Below are 17,129 nucleotides of genomic sequence, written 5' to 3'. Positions count from 1 at the left end.
CAATAAGCCCGAAAATGCATAGAGGTCTGGGCGCCGCAGTCATACCGTCATCGGCATGCTCACGCTTATGTCCGCCCAGGTTCTCTGCTCTCGTTCCGGGTTCGTCGTCGCCTCACGCTGGAGCTTGAACTCGTCGCCCTGAGACATCAGGTGTCCGCCGTTCCGGAGTGACCACCGCTCTGCACATGCTGCCGGACGTAAGAAATGTGTGGAAATTGGCGAAGTCATTATTGGAGCAGCGTAGGATTTGCGGGCGTGCCAAGCGCTTCAAGGAGCGATGTACGCGCTTATATGTAGTCCCTATTTTCCAAGGGGCGGAGGCATCTGGAATACCTATGCGTCGCAGCCATATGGTGCACAAGGAAGGTGAGCTATGAGAAGCACCAATTACATCGCTGGTTTTCGCCGCCAGTCGGCGCACAATGATCTGCTTTTCGAGACCTCTCGCATCCGCAGGGCCGCTGGCCGGCTGTGGCGTGCGGTTGCGAGTTTCCTGCAAGCCCTCGACAAGCGCGTGACAGAGAACCTCGATCAGCGGGCGCGTTACCTGCTTCACGGTGACGCCAACCGAAGCGATACCAAATGACAGAATAGGTAGCTGAGATAGCGACACGAAGACGGGGCCTGGAGGCCCCGTTTTTAGGTATTTGCCGTAACTACTCACCCCCTGCGGCGGCGTGACTCGGGTGTAGGGCATTGAGTTTGTCCCGGCGAGCTGATTCAAGCTCGCATGGAGCGAGAGAAGGTCGATTCGGTTTCTGACGATGTGAAGCCGCTGGTGCTGGAGTTGCTTCGGCAGATCAGCGATCTGACGGCGCGGGTCGCGGAATTGGTAGCGCAGAACAAGGCGCTGCTGGCTCGCATTGCTTAGCTCGAGCACCGCAAGCCGGCGAAGACGCCGGACAACTCTTCGCTGCCGCCGTCGCGCGGCCAGAAGGGCAATGTCGGGGAGCCGACGAGGGTGAAGAAGACCCGCAAAGGCCGTCCGGGCGCGGCGCGAGCGCTCGCGGAGAACCCGGACGCGACACGCGACATCTACGCCGAGCGCTGCGCGTGCGGCGCCGCGCTCGCAGAAGCAGGGCAGCAACTCGCGCGGGCCTGGGACCATATCGATCTGCCGCCGATCAGGCCGATCACGACACCGATCAATCTGTTCCGCGCCACGTGCCCGTGCTGCACGGCGGGCGTCACCGCCCAGGCTCCGGCGAACAGGATCACGTTCGACAGGCACTCTTCCTTGACCGACCTCACCCAGCGTTCCGCGTAGGCATTCAGGTTTGGGCTGTGTGGCGGCAGCGCGAGCGGCCTAACCCGACCTGAAACAAGGATGGCCCGGAACGACCGCGTGAACTTGGTGTCGCGGTCGTGCGGGAGATAGCGATGATCTCTCAGCGCGCCGCGATCGTCCGCGGTCGCGTTCCGGGCGATTTGCTTCATCCATGCCTCATCGGGATGAAAGGTCAGCCCGGCGATGTCCACTCGCCGGCTCTCGAGATAGATGAAGAACAACACGTAGTAGGTCGGCAGCCCGCGCAGCGTCAGCACCTCAGCGGTGAAGAAGTCGGTTCCCGCCAGCTGCGCCAGGTGCGTCCGGACGAAGGCGGCCCACATGGTCGTGCGCTTGCGCTCCGGCACCAGCGGCAGGCCGTGGCGCGGCAAGACATTGCCAACCGTTAGATCGGATATCTCGTGCCCCAGATTAGCCAGCGCCCGCGAGATCCGGTCGTAGCCTCAGTCCCGGTTCTCGCTGGCCATGTGAATGATCAGCTCCTCGACCTCTCGCTTGATCCGGGGCCTGCCTGGATATTGCCTGGCCATCGAGCCATCGAACTTGCGGGCGACAAGCTTGCGATACCAGCCGAGGATAGTGTCCGGCAGGGCGAAGGTGGCGATGTCGGCCAGAACCTTGCGGCCCAGGCGATGGCCGATCTCGCCGAGCACGCCTCGCTCGCCGTCTGACAGCCTTGGCCGACCTTTCAGTTGCGCCTTGAGGATGCGGTTCTCGGCGGCAAGGTACTCGTTCCGCGCAAGCAGCTCCTGATCCACCGTCCCCGTCACGTAGGCCAGGATACGCGCCCAATCCATAAACGCCCCCTGCCCTACCCAGACTCAGCGCCGCCATCATGGGCGTCCCAAAAAATATTCTGGACCGTCTCAGGCACGACCATCCGACGCCGCCCGGGCGACTGGTTTGCCGGCCGTTCCACATATGACCGTACGGGTACCCATGTGCCAAATCTGTTATTCGATGCATAAATCTGGCTGAGCAAAGTCGGTTGATGCCGAGCCGTCGACCTGCCTCAATGGCACTATGTCGCTTTACGCCCTCAAGCCGCGGTTTCAGAACCTGCTCCGACCGATCGCGGCATGGTTGGCAGCCGTCGGCGTCACGGCTAACCAGGTGACGCTGGCGGCCGCGCTCCTGTCTGTCGCCGTCGGTGCCCTGCTCTGCCTGCCGGATCGCCGGCCGACGCTATTCCTGATCCTGCCTTTGTGGCTCTTTCTCCGCATGGCCCTCAACGCGATCGATGGCATGCTGGCGCGGGAGTACGGCCAGAAGAGCAGGCTGGGGGGCTATCTCAACGAACTATGCGATGTCGTTTCGGACGCTGCTTTGCTGCTACCCTTCGCCTTCGTGGCGCCCTTCGGCGCCTCGACCGTCTTTCTCGTCATCTTCCTGGCAACGTTAAGCGAGTATGCTGGTGTCATGGGGCCGTTGGTCGGTGCGTCTCGCCGCTATGATGGTCCCCTTGGTAAGAGCGATCGGGCACTCGTCATCGGCGCGTTGGGGGCCTGGATCGGCCTCGGGCTGTCTCTTCCTGGATGGTCAGCTTGGCTGATGCCGGTCCTCGCGAGTCTGCTGGCCGTTACGCTCGTCAACCGGGTATACCGCGGGCTGCGCGAGACGTGATCGGCTCGGGCCATCCCTCCTCCTGTGCAATGGATCAATTCTTGCCGCGCTCTGTCGAAGAACGACATTTCTCCACCCACGACGGGGTGTCTCTGTTCTATCGCCGCTGGCCAGTTGCGTCCGGAATGCCGCGCGGCGCGATCCTGCTGTTCCATCGCGGGCACGAGCACGGTGGCCGCGTGGCGCACCTAGTCGACGAACTCGACCTGCCCGACTTCGAGTTCTACGCTTGGGACGCCCGTGGCCACGGCCAGTCGCCGGGCGAACGCGGCTACTCGCCGTCGTTCGCGACCAGCGTGCGCGACGTCCAGACCTTCCTCGACCATCTCGGCCGCGAGCACAGGGTTGACCCGGAAGCCACCGCGGTCATCGCCCAATCGGTAGGCGCGGTTCTGGTGTCGACCTGGGCGCATGACTATTCGCCGAGGGTGCGCGCCCTCGTGCTTGCTTCGCCGGCCTTCGAGGTCAAGTTGTATGTGCCTTTTGCCCGTCCCGGGCTCCGCCTGCTGCACAAGTTGCGCGGCAAATTCTTCGTGCAGTCCTACGTCAAATCGCGCCTGCTGACGCACGATCTCCCCCGCCGTGCCTCGTTCGATGCCGATCCACTGATCACGCGCGCCATATCGGTCAACATCCTGCTGGAGATGCACGACGCGGCGCGACGGGTCGTGCAGGATGCACGCGCCATCACCATACCTACCCAGCTCCTGATCTCTGGCGCCGATTTCGTGGTCAGTCAGCAGCCGCAGCATGAATTCTTCGTCAATCTCGGCACCGAGATCAAGGAACGCTACGCCTTCCCTAAGTTCTTTCACGACACGCTGGGCGAGTCCGGTCGCGCGGAAGCGGTCGGCCACGCCAGGCGCTTTATACTTGAGCGCTTCGCGGCGCCCCTGAGCCGCCCCAACCTGCTCAACGCACACCGCTTCGGCCATACGCGGGACGAGGCCGACAGGCTGGCTTCGCCGCTGCCGACGTTGTCGGGACGCGGGCTGTTCTGGGCGGGTTATCGCGCCAATCTGCGGCTTGCCGGCCTGCTGTCCCGGGGCATCGCACTTGGCCACAAGACCGGATTCGATTCCGGCTCTACACTCGACTACGTTTATCGCAATCAGGCCGTTGGGCTGGGCGCGTTCGGCCGCGCGGTTGATCGCGCCTATCTCGATGCCATCGGCTGGCGCGGCATCCGCCAGCGCAAGTTCCACATTGAGGAGCTTATTCGCTCAGCCCTCGAACGGCTCGCCGCATCGGGCCAACCCGCCCACATCCTCGACATCGCCGCCGGGCATGGCCGCTACGTTCTGGAAACCCTCGCGGCCGGGGCACGACATCCCGCCTCGATCCTGTTGCGCGATTTCTCACCAATCAACGTCGAGGCCGGGCAACGACTGATCAACGACCAAGGCCTGGCCAATATTGCCCGCTTCGAACAGGCTGACGCCTTCGACCGCGACGCCATCGCCGCCATCCAGCCGCGGCCGACTCTCGGCATCGTGTCCGGGCTATACGAGCTGTTCCCCGACAACGACCTCGTGCGCCGCTCACTCAGCGGGCTAGCGGCAGCTGTCCCACCCGGCGGCTATCTGGTCTACACGGGCCAGCCGTGGCATCCGCAACTGGAGATGATCGCCCGCGCCCTGACCTCGCACCGCGGCGGCCAAGCCTGGGTCATGCGCCGACGGACCCAGGCTGAGATGGATCAGCTCGTGGCCGACGCGGGCTTCCGCAAGCTCGAGCAACGAATAGATGAGTGGGGCATCTTCACCGTCTCGCTGGCGATACGAGAAGGGGATGGGCGAAAAGAGGGAAGCGGTGGCTGACCTGGCGAGCCCGGCTGTATCTTCGACGACGATCGGCGATGCACCCTCGCGGCGCCGGGCGACGGCTGCATTGGCACTGCTCGGGACATTCTTCTATGTGAGCTACGGGTTCTCGAACTGGCTGGCGAGCCAGCACAGCGACGTACCGGTCGTCGTCTTCGAGTGGGAGCGCAGCGTCCCCTTCATTGCCTGGACGATTGTCCCCTACTGGACTACCAACCTTTTCTACGCGCTCTCCCTCTATCTTTGTCGCAGCCGCTCCGAACTCGATGTCCATGCCAAACGGCTGCTGACGGCGCAGGTTATCGCTGTCGCGTGCTTCATCGTCTTTCCGCTGCGCGCCTCGTTTGCCACGCCGACTGTTGACGGGATCCCTGGTTTCTTCTTCGCAAGCCTCGGCGCCTTCGATATGCCGTTCAACCAAGCACCGTCTCTGCACGTCGCGATCACGACGGTGCTCATTGCGCTGTATGTGCGGATCCTGCCTCGCTGGGCCGCCCTCGGATTCGTCATCTGGTCACTGTTCGTCGTCGCTTCGGTGCTCACTACTTACCAGCACCATTTCATCGACGTTCCGACCGGATTGCTTCTGGGATTGCTGTGCATCTGGATGTGGCCATGGCAGAGCGGCAATCGCCTCGCCGAGTGGCGGATGACCACTGACGCACGTCGTCGAAAGCTGGCAGCGCGCTACGCCACTGCGGCGGGCATGCTGACCGGAGTAGCCATCCTTTTCAACGGTGCCTTCCTGTGGTTGTTGTGGCCGGCTGTCGCACTGATCGCAGTCGCCGCCGCCTATCTCGGCTTCGGGCCGTCGCTGTTTGCCAAGGGCGACGACGGGACGGTCGACTGGGCGATGCGGCTGATCCTCCTTCCTTATCGACTGGGGGCACGATTGAACGTGTGGCTGTGGACGCGCAAGGAGCCGGCCCGGGTCGAGATCAGCGACGGCGTCTGGCTCGGGCGCTTTCCGTCGTCCACCGAATGCCGCAGCGTCAAGGCGATTGTCGACATGACCTGCGAGTTCCCCAGTCGCTCTTTCACTGGCGACTGGCATTGCATACCGATGCTCGACCTCGTCGCACCCGAGGCGACGGCGCTGCGCTCGGCCGGAGACAGGATCGAGAGCGTGCGACAGCAAGGACCGGTGCTGGTGTGCTGCGCGCTGGGCTATGGCCGCAGCGCCGCCGCGCTCGCCGTCTGGCTGGTGCGCACCGGCCGAGCTGCGGATCCTGCGGCCGCGCTCGAACGACTAAAGCAGGCCAGGCCACGGCTGGCCGTCAATGCGCAGCAGGAAAAGGCCGTGCGGGAAGCGGTCAATGGCTGCTGAAACGCCCGAAGCGGTCGACTGCGCCTGGTCGGCAGCTATTGCGGCCGCGATCCTGCGCCGCGGCGCCCTGCTTCATACCGCGTCTCTGGTATTGACTGTGGCCACCGTGATCGCCGGCGTTGCGACACGACCTGGTAGTTCGTGGGTAGTTGTCATAGCTGTGGTCGCTGCGCTGGGCATCGTCGAGTTCTGGTTGGCCGCCCGGGTTGCGCTGGACGCCGAGCTCTTCGATGTCCTCGCCGCGCGGCCGTCGGATCTCGCAGGGTTCGACCGGGCGATGCAGAGCCTCGGCCTGATGCCGCCAGCAAAGGCAAACAGGCCTGTGGCCGACCGAATCCGCGGCGCATTCCGCCTGCTAAAGCTGCAGGCGCTGACGCTCGGCCTCCAGGGCGCGGTGCTCGTCATCGGCTGCCTTCGGGCCTGAGGAACCGCAATGCTCGCACGTCTCGTCGCAATGCTGGTCGCCGGCCTCGCTCGAGTGCTCACCGGTGTGCTGCCGATCTGGCGCGGCTGCCTGCCGGAATCCCGTCAGCGGATCTATATCGCCAATCACACCAGCCACGGCGATTTCGTCCTTATCTGGACGGTGCTGCCGCACACGCTCCGCCGACAGACACGGCCGGTCGCGGCGCTCGACTATTGGGGCGGCGGCGGCATTCGCGGCTTCATTGGACGCGCGGTCTTCGACGCCGTGCTCGTGGACCGCAAGGCCACCTCGACCGGCCAGGATCCGCTCGCCGGCGTCATCGTCGCGGTCAATGATGGTGCATCGTTGATCTATTTTCCCGAAGGAACACGGAACACCACGGACGACGTTCTGCTGCCGTTCAAGAGTGGACTCTTCCGCCTCGCCCGTGCGCGACCGGACATCGAAATCGTGCCGGTGTGGATCGACAACATGGCGCGCGTCATGCCCAAAGGTGAATTCCTTCCCGTGCCGCTGCTGTGCAGCGTGACGTTCGGCACTCCCCTCCTCGTGAAGGACGACGAGGACAAAGGGGCGTTCATCACTCGGGCGCGCGACGCCCTGCTGGCGCTCAAGCCAGAGAACCGCGATCAATGAGCATGCCTCAGGAAGCCTTCCCGCTGTTTGCCGGCCTCGGCGTGGTGCTTGTCGTTGCGACGCTGGTCGGCCAAACCCTGAAATGGCACAGCGGCGCCGGGTCCAATCCGGGCGTCGACAATCTGAACGAACGCATCTTTGCGTGGTGGGTCATGGTAGCGCTGATCGGCGTCGCCTTCTTGGTTGGCAAGGCCGGGGTGGCTCTACTGTTCGCCTTCGCTTCGTTCGCCGCCCTGCGCGAGTTCCTGACCTTGAGCTATACGCGGCGCGGCGATCACTGGGCGTTGATAGCCGCCTTCTTCATAGGCATTCCCGTCCAGTATTATCTGCTGTGGATCGAATGGTACGGGCTCTTTTCGATCTTCATTCCGGTCTACGGCTTCCTGATGCTGCCGATCATCGCGGTAGTTCGCGGCGACACCAGGCATTTCCTGTCACGCATCGCCTCGCTCCAGTGGGGCCTGATGATCTGCGTGTTCTGCGTAAGCCACATTCCGGCGCTGCTCACCCTCGATATCCCTGGGTTCGAAGGCAAGAAACTTCTGCTAGTGGCGTTTCTCGTCACCGTCGTGCAGGGCTCCGACGTGCTGCAGTATGTCTTCGGCAAGCTCGCGGGCCGGCACAAGGTCGCGCCATCGCTGTCACCTTCCAAGACGTGGGAAGGGCTGATCGGCGGCTTGGTCAGCGCCACCGCGCTCGGTGCCGGCTTGTGGTGGCTGACGCCGTTCTCGCCGGCGCAGGCCGCCGCCATGGCCCTCGTGACCTGCCTGATGGGTTTCTTCGGCGGACTGGTATTCTCGGCGATCAAACGCGACCGCGGCGTCAAGGACTGGGGCCGCATGATCGAAGGCCATGGTGGCATGCTCGACCGGCTCGACAGCGTGATCTTCTCCGCGCCAATCTTCTTTCACCTGACGCGCTACTGGTTCGTGCCCTGAGGGTGGGCGTACTCAAGACCCAAAGCCGCCGCGCAAGTGTCGCTTTTCTTGTGCCCCGGCATACCCGAACGACCAAAAACCTGATCCTACCGACGCACCATCACGCTGCCTCACGATGATAGTAGCGCAGAAGCCCACCCAATCTCTCGCGGCACTGCACAGGCCCCTCGCGGTGGCGGCCCGTGTTCCGAGGAAACAACAGGACGTTGCCGTAGGGTCAAAATACTCGAACGGCCGGAAGCCCAGCGCTCAAGCGGGGTAAGCATAGCGGTGGCGGAGGTGGTCCGGTACGATTTTGCGGAGGGCTCATGATGCCGTCGCCGGGGTCGGGACAGGGCAGGGACTGCTAATGGATTGGGCGCGCATCCTGGCCTACGTGACGGGGACGGTGGACCAGGAGTTGCTGGCACGGAACGAATACCTGGCTGCTGAGAACCGAATCCTCAAGGCGCAACTGAAAGGTCGGCTGAAGCTGTCGGACGCCGAGCGAGGCGTGCTGGGCGAGATCGGTCATCGCCTGAGGCGCAAGGTTCTGGCCGACGTCGCCACCGTAGCTCAGCCTGACACGATCCTTGGCTGGTACCGCAAGCTCGTCGCCCGCAAATTCGATGGCTCGGCGCATCGAGGACCGGGCAGACCGCGGATCAAGCGGGAGGTCGAGGAGCTGATCATTCGCATGGCCAGCGAGAACCGGGACTGGGGCTACGACCGGATTGCGGGGGCGCTGGCCAATCTGGGACACGAGATATCCGATCAAACGGTTGGCAATGTCTTGCGGCGCCACGGCCTGCCCCCGGCGCCGGAACGCAAGCGCACGACCACGTGGGCAGCCTTCGTCCGGACGCACCTGGCGCTGCTGGCGGGAACCGACTTCTTCACCGCCGAGGTGCTGACGCTGCGCGGGCTGGTGACCTACTACGTGCTGTTCTTCATCCATCTCGAGAGCCGGCGAGTGGACATCGCCGGGATCTCCGTTCACCCGGACGAGCGTTGGATGAAGCAGATCGCCCGGAACGCGACCGCGGACGATTGCGGCGCGCTGAGAGATTGTCGATATCTCCTGCATGATCGCGACACCAAGTTCACGCGGTCGTTCCGAGCCATCCTTGTGTCAGGTCGGGTTAGGCCGCTCGCGCTGCCGCCACACAGCCCGAACCTGAATGCCTACGCGGAACGCTGGGTGAGGTCGGTCAAGGAAGAGTGCCTGTCCAAGGTGATCCTGTTCGGCGAGCCCTCCTTGCGGCGGGCACTGAGCGAATACGTCGACCATTTCCATGCCGAGCGGAATCATCAGGGGAAGGGCAACGTCCTGCTGTTCCCTCGGAACACGGACCGCCACCGCGAGGGGCCTGTGCAGTGCCGCGAGAGACTGGGCGGGCTTCTGCGCTACTATCATCGTGAGGCGGCGTGATGGTGCGTCGGCTGGATCAATTTCTTGACCTACGGGACATCATACCGTCGCTCAGAGGATATCCGCCGCCGCCTGGTAACGGCCAGTCTCGAAATACGAGACTTGCATGTCGGCTACCTCCGCCGGGTCAGCGGGTCAGGTTATATTGGTAGTCCTCACGCGAACTGCCTTCCGCCCGAAGCCCCGGCGGCATCGGCGCGCGAGTGAGGTTGACCTTGGCGTGCGCATCGAGCGCAGCCTGGTCGGACCACAACTCCAGCAGCGCGAGTTTGTCGGGATTCAGCACACTCTGAAATACCTCGAACTGCTCGCAGCCGGGTTCCTTCGCGACGTCGGCGCAGCGCTGCCGGAAGGCCTGTGCGAGTTCCGCCCCTTTGCCTGGGGCCGCATTGATTGAGACGACCAGCCGAACTTTCATTGCGCATCCCTAAGTGAATGGGGTCCAAGAGTAGTCACCCCGACTTGCCGCGCGTCAAGCTGAGTGCCGCGTCGCACGGCTTGCTTACGAGTTGGTCGAGCAATCGAATATATCATGGACATGACAAGCGACGCGCTTGATCCGAAGCGGACGTCTAGCGAGCCCAGGGTCGCGACGTCGAGACCATCTCCGGCACCGTCAATGACGAGGTGACCTCGGGCTTGGAAGGGGTATTGAGACGTCACGGGCACTGTGAGAATGATCGCGCCATGTCAGTCCAATATTTTGCAAAAGTCGCATCGGCCGAGGATCACCTTGGCTTCCAGCAACTCGTCCGGCACTACCCCTCGTGCTCCTATGAGGAATGGCTATTCCGCGAGCGCAAGAAAATGACCGATTGGAAGGGCAAGCGTCACGAGATCAAAATGGTCCCCATCACGCCCCAGCTTTTCAAGGCCTACTGTGAGAAGCTCAACAGGCCGGCCGATCTCACGACCTTTCTCAAGGCACTGACCGACCTCGCCTACTGACCGCCTAGCCACGCGATCTTCGAATCGACTGGCTCGAGCCACTCGCCCAGCTGAGTCGCCCTCCGTTGCTACAATAAGTCAGCTACACTGGCGCGATATCGCGTAAGCGCTGCCAAGTGCTCCGCTGCACTTCGGCCGCTAACGCGCCGATGGTGTTCACTGATGTACGTCGTATGCGCAGTCACGTGGGTGACGCCAGCGTTCTTCCAGAAACTGATATCCCGCCGCCATTCCGCTTCGCTCCCAGCACCCGGGGACACCCAGACTTCCAGACCCACATCTTCCGGTTTGCGGCCGGCTTCCCGGATCAAGGTGCGAACCCTTTCGAACAGCTCTAGAGCTTTGTCGCCAGGCGCATAGTCGAGTGGCATGTATCCGTCGCCATACCTGGCCACACGCCGAAGCGTCGCCGGCGCGTGACCGCCGAACCAGATGGGAACGCGCCCCGACTTCGGGCGCAACGAGAGACCGCCATCGTCGAGATGGTGGAACTCGCCGTGAAACGTCGTGTGCGGCTCGGCCCAAAGGGCCTGCATAAAGCGGACTTGTTCTTCAGATCGCCGGCCTCGGGTATGGAAATCCACGCCCAGCGCTTGAAATTCGATCGCGTTCCAGCCGACGCCGATGCCTAGACGGAAACGGCCCCCGCTCAATTCATCCAGGGAAGCCGCCTGTTTCGCTACCAGCGCCGCTTGGCGCTGCGCCAGGATTAGCACGCCCGAGGCAAAACCTATCTTTGTGGTACATCCGGAAAGGTAGGCGAATAGAACCAAGGGATCGTGAAAGGCATGCTCTGTCGTCCCCATGCGGCGCGCATGTTCGATCGAAGGGCCGATACCGGCGCTGTGTTGGTAAGTAGCGGCAGGGTTGCTACCGAGCACATGGTCGGCGGCCAACAGGTAGTCGTATCCCAGCCCCTCCAAAGTCTGGGCATAATCGCGCAGGACACCGGAACCTGTACCTATGTCGTTGACCGACAATGATGCACCGAGCTGCATGTCACACTCTCCCACGTGCCAACGGCGCCGACTCAACTATCGACGGCGCGGCTATCAAGTGAATTTGCCATGTCCGGATTTGGCAGATCGCGTTAATGCCGCCCACTATGCGGCATGGCCGCGTACGGCTCCACAACGGACACGCGCAATCACCGCGCGTCGTCCCAGGCGGCTTAGGCCACCTCGGCCATTCAGCCGCCACGCGATCAGGCACAAGCCGTACAGCCAATGCTCATGGGCTGCTGCCCGTGCGAGGCCGACGGCCCAGCAGATCTCCTTCCAGCGAGTCCCACTGGCCCGAAGCCACACGATCTTCGCATCGACTGGCTCAAGCCACGGCATCCACCAGAGCGCCGCCTCCATCCGGCTGATGGCGGCGGCATACGGCGGCGGGAGGCGCATCGGTTTCGGTGTCTGCCCGACCAAGTCGCTGAACTCGACGAACATCTGCGGCCATGTGCTGAAGTAGCCCTGGCCTCGGTCCGCGGGGAGTCGCCGCAGCACCATAGCAGCCTCAACCAGCCGCTCCTCGACAATCTCGGGAGTCCAGTCATTCATGACGACCCTCCTGGTGCCTCGGCTTTCCGCCATAGAGCTTCTCGCCGAGTTGACGGATCAGTTCGCGCTCAGGCCAGGTCAACCGCTCGTCATTCGCGTCGATCACCAGCACGCCCTGGGTCTGCCAGCCGGCGCGCTTGATATCGTCGGGCTCGCGTCGCTTGCCGCCGTAGCCGTGCGGAGCCCACCTCATCGCACGCCTCCCCGGGTCGCGAGGGCCCACAGCAGGATGGCGATGGCGTCGGCCTCGTTATCGTCGAACGGGCTGTAACCGCGCGCGCGTACGGCTGCGATTACGGCAGCCTTGTCGGCGTTGCCCTTGCCCGTGATGTGACGCTTGATCGTGCCCACCGGAACGCCCTGGTAGGCGATCGATCGTTCTTCGCACCAGGCGGTCAGCATTGCGAGAAGTCCCCCGTGCACATGGGCAGCGTCAGTGCTGAGGTGGCGGCGAACCTCTTCGAACTGGATAGCCGCGATGCCGTGCGTGTCCTCGGCGATGCCGTCGAGCCAGGAGCGGAAACGCACGTACCGCATGCCGCCGCCGTCGTAGCGGCTCGGCCGGAACGACACGGTGCCGCTCACGATGCCGCCGTCGGGCAGCACCATAGCCCAGCCCGTGATAGTGCCAAGGTCGAGGGCAAGAAGAACCTTGCTCGATAGGTCAGGTGGGTAGGCCGACAGCGGCCTTGCGCCGCCGGCATGAGGGGTCACAGTCGTCTCAGCCATGATGATCTCCGTTGAGGGGGTGGTCGTGGTCAGGGCGACGACGGAGCGGTTCTTGGCGGAGCTCTCCGTCGTCGCCCGGCTTTGGGGTGTCTGGGCAGCAGGCGGCCCTGTGGCGTTCGGGCGGCGCATCACGGCACATCCTCGAGCCAAGCGGGCGGATTTGGGATTGGGGGACGTTGATCCTGACGTACCCCCGCACGTACCCCGCCAGAATCGCCGGTATCATCGGCGCTTGGGGTACCTGGGGTACGTGGGGTACCTTTTTCCCCGTCCTCTCTCACGGGTGCGTGCGCGCGCGCATGTGTAAGGGTTGGAAAAGGTACCCCAGGTACCCCAGGTACCCCGAACCCTTGATTTACTTGGTGTTTTTCGAGGGGTACGTGGTCGGACAAGGTACCCCAGACCGGCTCGAGGTACCCCGTAGACGCTCCAACCGGGGTACCTGGGGTACCTGTCCCCGTGTCTGTTTTTTCATCAACCGCCAGCCGCCACCGCTGAAGCTTGTGCGAGATCCTCGAAGCCTCAAGTCGGAGATTGCGCGAACTGATCTGGAACACACGGTCGCGCATCCGCACAAGTGCTATGCCGAGGCGGGTGCGCTGCGACTTCTCATTGCCTGATCCAAGCGGCAGAGGCGGCTCGCAATCGGTAGCCAGAGTGAAGAGGTCACCTGTCCCGACCTCGGCCGCGCCGAACCGATCCCACCACACCGACACGAAGCCGCGCCATACCGCGCCCTCGCTGTCGGACGTCGACATCATCTCCTCGATGTTGGTAAGGAAGCCTTCGATGCCGGCGACCTCAAGCACGCCTCCAACGGTCTGTGACCAGGACTCGTAGCTGCCGATCGTGCGCGTTCCCTGAGGCCGGCCAGCGGCGAGCCAGGCGCGGCAGAGGGTGAGGCATGCGGCGACCAGGCGAGCACGATTGGCGCGGACCCACACCATAAGGTCGGGATGGCGAAAGCCGCTGCGCTGCCACGGCCTGTCGACATGCGAGTCGAGCCTGATGCGTACCAGCCGGCGCGCCATCTCGTTGGAGAACGTCGGATTGTTGCCGGTGGCGATCCAGAGGCAGCGGATCGGCAGCCGAGTTATCTCGGAGATGCCGAGTATGCGATCTTCCCAGAACGGCGCTGTCAGCGCGGCGGCAAGGGCCGAAGCGTCTAGCTGGCGCTTCAGGTTGTCGATCAGCACGATCGTCGGGATCTGCCGGAGTTTCGCCGTGATGCGCTTGCGCCACTCCTCCTCGTCGGTGCCCTCGGTCATCACCCCGGCACCCGAGCCGGTGAGAATGGTCGAAATGGCATCGACCATCAGCGTGGCGCCGGTGCCCGGCGTCGGCTTCTCGATCAGATGCAGCGGCGTGGGGCCGTCGATCATGGCACGCAGGAAGCCCAGCAGCAGGAGCGACACGGCATGAGCGCGCTCGGCCAAAGACGTGAACGGGAACTCGCCGAGTAGGTCGTCGCAGATCAGGGAGCGCGCCGCGGCTACTTCCTGCGCCGTCGGCTTCTCGGGGATCTCGGGCAACTCGAACCCTGCCGCAGGGGCATAAAGAAGCCGGGCATCGGCGTGATAGCCCGGCTCGGTCAGCAGCGCCCCCGCCCGCCCGAACACCGGCGTGCTGACGATGCCGGTCAGCACCGGCAGGGCGGGATCGGGCGTCGCCAACAGCGACTTGACCTGCGACGTCGGCGGATGCGCCGGCACGATGTCGCCTTTGCTGTTCATGCGCCGCCAGTTGGCGAGCTTGGCCAGGATATGACGCAACCGCTCCTCGGTTAGCGGCGCCACCATGGGCCGACCCTCGTCGTCGGGCACGACCCAGCTCGGTAAGCCGCCGGCGCGATATACCCACGGTGAACGATTGGAGGACAGCAGCACGCTCCAGGCGCGATCGACAGCGCAGGCGAGATCGCCTTCGTCGGAGCGCAAAGTCGGCAGCGGCCCGTTGGGCTCGGTAAATCCGATGGGGAGGTGGCGCCCGGTAGCATCGGGGGAATGGGTCGGGCCTTCTTCTGCTTTCGTATTGAACGCCGCCCCGACAATCGCCGCCACCGCCTCACGGCCCTCGCGCAGCAGCACGTCGTTGAAGTCCCACCCCTCCCTGGGCGGGATGGCAATCACCACCTTTCGCCCCTCCCCCCGTAGCCGTCGCGCTGCGGTCTCGGCCGCACGAGTGCCTGCACCAGACGCGTCGTGGTCGGCGAGGATGACGATGCGGCGGGCTTCGGGTGGGAGCTTCACCTGTTCCAGGTTAGTGGCCGACAAGGTCGCCCATACCGGCAAGCCGGGGCATGAAATCATAGCGGCGAGGCCAGTTTCGATGCCTTCGCACAGCCCGAGGGCCGCACCAGGATCGATCGGAGCCAACCTCACCGCCCCGCCCGCCACCTTGCCCAGCATCATGCGCGGCTTCGGGACCGCTGCCTTTGTCACCTTGCCGGGATCCGCTGGGTCGACCTGCAGGTACGTCCGATGGACCGCCACCGCCTCGCCCGCGGGATTGCGCACCACGCCGATCACCGCGGGATAGCCTGCCTTCATCTCCCAGTGGGTCAGATCATGGTGGGCCAGAAGGTCGTGCACCCTAACGGGCTCGAGGCCGCGCGATGCCAGGTAGGCGGCCGCCGGTGCGCCGGCGATCGGGACCGCGTGCTCCAGGATGAAGGCAATCTCACGCGATGGGTCGCGCTCGGCTTTGGCCGCAACTGGTACTGCCCGACGCGGGCGGGAATGTTCGGCACCCATCCCACCAGCTCGGCCGCATACGCGAACAGCTCGCGGCCGGTGAGCTTCTCCGACGCCTCCAGCGCACTGAGCGGACCCCCGCCCTCGCCGCCGTCGAATTCGTGCCAGTCGCCGGCGCGCTCGCCCTTCAGCGCAATGACGCAGGAGCCGCCCTTGCGCGGCGCATCGCCTCTGATGTTGGCGAGGCGCCACTCGTCCCCGACCCGCCGGCCATGACGAAAGTGCCTCGGCACCCAGGTCTCCGCCGTGGCGCGCAGTCGCGCCACGATAACGTCGAGGTCATAGTGGACCGGGGGTGCCGGAGGGTAGGTGGCGGTGTTGAGGTCAATCACGGAACACCAGGCCTTGCTCGTAGAGCAATCGATCTCCAAGGGGCTCAGCAAGGTTGAGATCGAGGATCAGCGGGACGACGCGATCAGGCACCCGGGGCGCTTTGGCGAGCGGCCGGACAGGCAATGCTCCTTTTCGGACCAGTCCTTTTGCTTCGTCTCTGGAGATGCCGAAGAACCTGGCGATATCGCCCAGGAGAGCCGGTTGGCCTTCAAATTCGTACCAGCGAATCCCGGGGCGATTCCTGCTCTGAACCTCAATCGGCGCCCACCGACAATTGCCTGGGCAGTAGTCACCATCGGGATCGATGCGATCGAGGCTCAAGCTCGGGTCCGGCTTCCATCCCATGTCGGCCAGGAAAGCACCGAAGTCTGCGGACCAGCGCTCGCACATCCGAACGCCGCGACCGCCGTACCTTTTGAACGATCGGTTCTTGGGGTTGTTGCATCGCTTCTTCGCCGCGACCCACGCAAGATACTCGCTCGTCGGCCGCTGGCCGCGATTGTTTCCGTGCCTCAATGCGCGTTCGATGGCCAAACATCCGCAGCTGCGGCTACCGCCGGATGGCGATCTCAGTGCGAGATGCAGGCTCTGCGCAAGAACGGCCTTCTCGGAGCCGCAGACACACCGACATAGCCAGCGTGGCCGCCAACGTCCATTTGACGTCGGGGCGGGCGTGGCCTCTTGCAGGATCGTCCAACGATGAACCAGTTGACCGGGTCGCAACGCTTCTCACCTCTGATCGCCACATGCGTTGCTGCGTGGCGCGCTTGTCATAGCACCCACTCCAGGCATTCCTGGTCATAGATGTGGTTCAGTTCCTGTCTGATGCGGCCGGTGAACAATTCGCCGTAGATGCTGTGATCCGACGACGACAGGCCACGATGGCTCATCGGCGCGTCGCCTTGTTGCGATCGAGCGAGCCACGTGCCGAAAGCAGTCTGTGAGAGACGCCGCGTCGATGAAGATTTGCGAACTTGCTGCACCACACCATCCTCCGATTCACCGCCTTCGCGATCCGTCTCTCGATCCTCCATAGCTCTTTAAGTGGGGAAATAATCCAAGAAATACTCGCTTAGCGTGCATCTGCGGGTCGCTGCGGTGAAGTTCATAGTTCTGCGTAGTTCTGCGTAGGTCTGGGGGTTTGCGCGGGGCCTTGGCGGCAATTGCGGGCGAGAGCCAAGGGCACAGCATCTCTGCGAAAGCGTTTCGCCGCGCGCGCGGCATGCGGAGGATCTTTTACGCCAAACACTCGCCGAAGCTATGGCGCCGTTCCCTGTCGCATGGTTGAAACAAGCAGACAGTCTTCGGCGCCGCATAGCCTCACCCCATGAGGGCAC

At 63.9% G+C, this 17,129-nt stretch carries 21 protein-coding genes; 10 read left to right on the top strand and 11 right to left on the bottom strand.

What is annotated here, in order from left to right; translation table 11 throughout:
* The first annotated feature begins 373 nt into the window (after positions 1–373).
* The gene (locus ACQY8M_RS18155) at positions 374–586 is read left to right on the top strand and encodes a hypothetical protein (RefSeq protein ID WP_428674726.1); all 213 of its coding nucleotides are present in this window, start codon (positions 374–376) and stop codon (positions 584–586) included.
* Between the two features lie 144 nt (positions 587–730).
* Positions 731–871 carry a hypothetical protein gene (locus ACQY8M_RS18150; protein WP_428674724.1) on the top strand — a complete coding sequence of 47 codons (141 nt, stop codon included), beginning with the start codon at positions 731–733 and terminating at the stop codon, positions 869–871.
* Positions 872–1,035: 164 nt separating this feature from the next.
* Here the strand turns inward: ACQY8M_RS18150 and ACQY8M_RS18145 are convergent, their stop codons facing one another.
* Both ACQY8M_RS18145 and ACQY8M_RS18140 read right to left on the bottom strand, forming a co-directional pair.
* Positions 1,036–1,611 carry a hypothetical protein gene (locus ACQY8M_RS18145; RefSeq protein ID WP_428674722.1) on the bottom strand — a complete coding sequence of 192 codons (576 nt, stop codon included), beginning with the start codon at positions 1,609–1,611 and terminating at the stop codon, positions 1,036–1,038.
* 120 nt (positions 1,612–1,731) lie between these two features.
* On the bottom strand, positions 1,732–2,085 hold the full coding sequence (locus ACQY8M_RS18140) for a hypothetical protein (RefSeq protein WP_428674720.1): 354 nt from the start codon (positions 2,083–2,085) through the stop codon (positions 1,732–1,734).
* Positions 2,086–2,311: 226 nt separating this feature from the next.
* Between ACQY8M_RS18140 and ACQY8M_RS18135 the strand changes: the two genes are divergently transcribed.
* The 7 genes from ACQY8M_RS18135 (at position 2,312) to ACQY8M_RS18105 (ending at position 9,473) form a co-directional block, all read left to right on the top strand.
* Positions 2,312–2,911: a CDP-alcohol phosphatidyltransferase family protein gene (locus ACQY8M_RS18135; protein ID WP_428674718.1), complete on the top strand. Its 600-nt coding sequence runs from the start codon at positions 2,312–2,314 to the stop codon at positions 2,909–2,911.
* A 29-nt stretch (positions 2,912–2,940) separates the two neighbouring features.
* Positions 2,941–4,731 carry a bifunctional alpha/beta hydrolase/class I SAM-dependent methyltransferase gene (locus ACQY8M_RS18130; protein WP_428675388.1) on the top strand — a complete coding sequence of 597 codons (1,791 nt, stop codon included), beginning with the start codon at positions 2,941–2,943 and terminating at the stop codon, positions 4,729–4,731.
* A complete protein-coding gene (locus tag ACQY8M_RS18125; RefSeq protein ID WP_428674716.1) occupies positions 4,703–6,061 on the top strand; it encodes a phosphatase PAP2/dual specificity phosphatase family protein in 1,359 nt (452 codons plus the stop codon). Before ACQY8M_RS18130 ends, ACQY8M_RS18125 begins: the two co-directional genes overlap by 29 nt.
* A complete protein-coding gene (locus ACQY8M_RS18120) occupies positions 6,051–6,485 on the top strand; it encodes a hypothetical protein (protein ID WP_428674714.1) in 435 nt (144 codons plus the stop codon). The genes ACQY8M_RS18125 and ACQY8M_RS18120 overlap by 11 nt, the downstream gene beginning before the upstream one ends.
* Positions 6,486–6,515: 30 nt before the next feature.
* Positions 6,516–7,124 carry a lysophospholipid acyltransferase family protein gene (locus ACQY8M_RS18115; RefSeq protein ID WP_428674712.1) on the top strand — a complete coding sequence of 203 codons (609 nt, stop codon included), beginning with the start codon at positions 6,516–6,518 and terminating at the stop codon, positions 7,122–7,124.
* Positions 7,121–8,062, top strand: a complete 942-nt coding sequence (locus ACQY8M_RS18110; RefSeq protein ID WP_428674710.1) for a phosphatidate cytidylyltransferase — start codon at positions 7,121–7,123, stop codon at positions 8,060–8,062. Before ACQY8M_RS18115 ends, ACQY8M_RS18110 begins: the two co-directional genes overlap by 4 nt.
* Positions 8,063–8,411: 349 nt before the next feature.
* The gene (locus tag ACQY8M_RS18105) at positions 8,412–9,473 is read left to right on the top strand and encodes a helix-turn-helix domain-containing protein (RefSeq protein ID WP_428674708.1); all 1,062 of its coding nucleotides are present in this window, start codon (positions 8,412–8,414) and stop codon (positions 9,471–9,473) included.
* Between the two features lie 127 nt (positions 9,474–9,600).
* Here the strand turns inward: ACQY8M_RS18105 and ACQY8M_RS18100 are convergent, their stop codons facing one another.
* The gene (locus ACQY8M_RS18100; RefSeq protein ID WP_092828748.1) at positions 9,601–9,891 is read right to left on the bottom strand and encodes a putative quinol monooxygenase; all 291 of its coding nucleotides are present in this window, start codon (positions 9,889–9,891) and stop codon (positions 9,601–9,603) included.
* Between the two features lie 209 nt (positions 9,892–10,100).
* Here ACQY8M_RS18100 and ACQY8M_RS18095 point away from each other — a divergent pair, with 209 nt between their 5' ends.
* Positions 10,101–10,421, top strand: a complete 321-nt coding sequence (locus tag ACQY8M_RS18095) for a hypothetical protein (RefSeq protein WP_428674705.1) — start codon at positions 10,101–10,103, stop codon at positions 10,419–10,421.
* 68 nt (positions 10,422–10,489) lie between these two features.
* On the opposite strand, the gene ACQY8M_RS18090 is transcribed toward ACQY8M_RS18095, so the two are convergent.
* From ACQY8M_RS18090 to ACQY8M_RS18055, 8 genes are all read right to left on the bottom strand, one after another.
* The gene (locus ACQY8M_RS18090; RefSeq protein ID WP_428674703.1) at positions 10,490–11,419 is read right to left on the bottom strand and encodes an LLM class F420-dependent oxidoreductase; all 930 of its coding nucleotides are present in this window, start codon (positions 11,417–11,419) and stop codon (positions 10,490–10,492) included.
* Between the two features lie 105 nt (positions 11,420–11,524).
* Entirely contained in the window at positions 11,525–11,977 is a 453-nt protein-coding gene (locus tag ACQY8M_RS18085) for a DUF6362 family protein (RefSeq protein ID WP_428674701.1), read from the bottom strand.
* The gene (locus ACQY8M_RS18080; protein WP_428674699.1) at positions 11,970–12,170 is read right to left on the bottom strand and encodes a hypothetical protein; all 201 of its coding nucleotides are present in this window, start codon (positions 12,168–12,170) and stop codon (positions 11,970–11,972) included. The genes ACQY8M_RS18085 and ACQY8M_RS18080 overlap by 8 nt, the downstream gene beginning before the upstream one ends.
* Positions 12,167–12,586 (bottom strand): hypothetical protein, encoded by a 420-nt coding sequence (locus tag ACQY8M_RS18075; RefSeq protein WP_428675386.1) that lies wholly within the window; start codon positions 12,584–12,586, stop codon positions 12,167–12,169. Before ACQY8M_RS18075 ends, ACQY8M_RS18080 begins: the two co-directional genes overlap by 4 nt.
* 248 nt (positions 12,587–12,834) lie before the next feature.
* On the bottom strand, positions 12,835–15,354 hold the full coding sequence (locus ACQY8M_RS18070; RefSeq protein ID WP_428675384.1) for a toprim domain-containing protein: 2,520 nt from the start codon (positions 15,352–15,354) through the stop codon (positions 12,835–12,837).
* Entirely contained in the window at positions 15,267–15,791 is a 525-nt protein-coding gene (locus tag ACQY8M_RS18065) for a hypothetical protein (RefSeq protein WP_428674697.1), read from the bottom strand. The genes ACQY8M_RS18070 and ACQY8M_RS18065 overlap by 88 nt, the downstream gene beginning before the upstream one ends.
* Complete coding sequence (locus ACQY8M_RS18060) at positions 15,784–16,326, bottom strand: hypothetical protein (protein WP_428674695.1); 543 nt, start codon at positions 16,324–16,326, stop codon at positions 15,784–15,786. Before ACQY8M_RS18060 ends, ACQY8M_RS18065 begins: the two co-directional genes overlap by 8 nt.
* Positions 16,327–16,562: 236 nt before the next feature.
* Positions 16,563–16,778, bottom strand: a complete 216-nt coding sequence (locus ACQY8M_RS18055; protein WP_428674693.1) for a hypothetical protein — start codon at positions 16,776–16,778, stop codon at positions 16,563–16,565.
* Positions 16,779–17,129 lie beyond the last annotated feature (351 nt).

The organism is Reyranella sp. (assembly GCF_965279465.1).
In the GTDB taxonomy this organism is placed as follows: Bacteria; Pseudomonadota; Alphaproteobacteria; order Reyranellales; family Reyranellaceae; genus Reyranella.
This window is presented reverse-complemented; position numbering and strand designations above follow the sequence as displayed.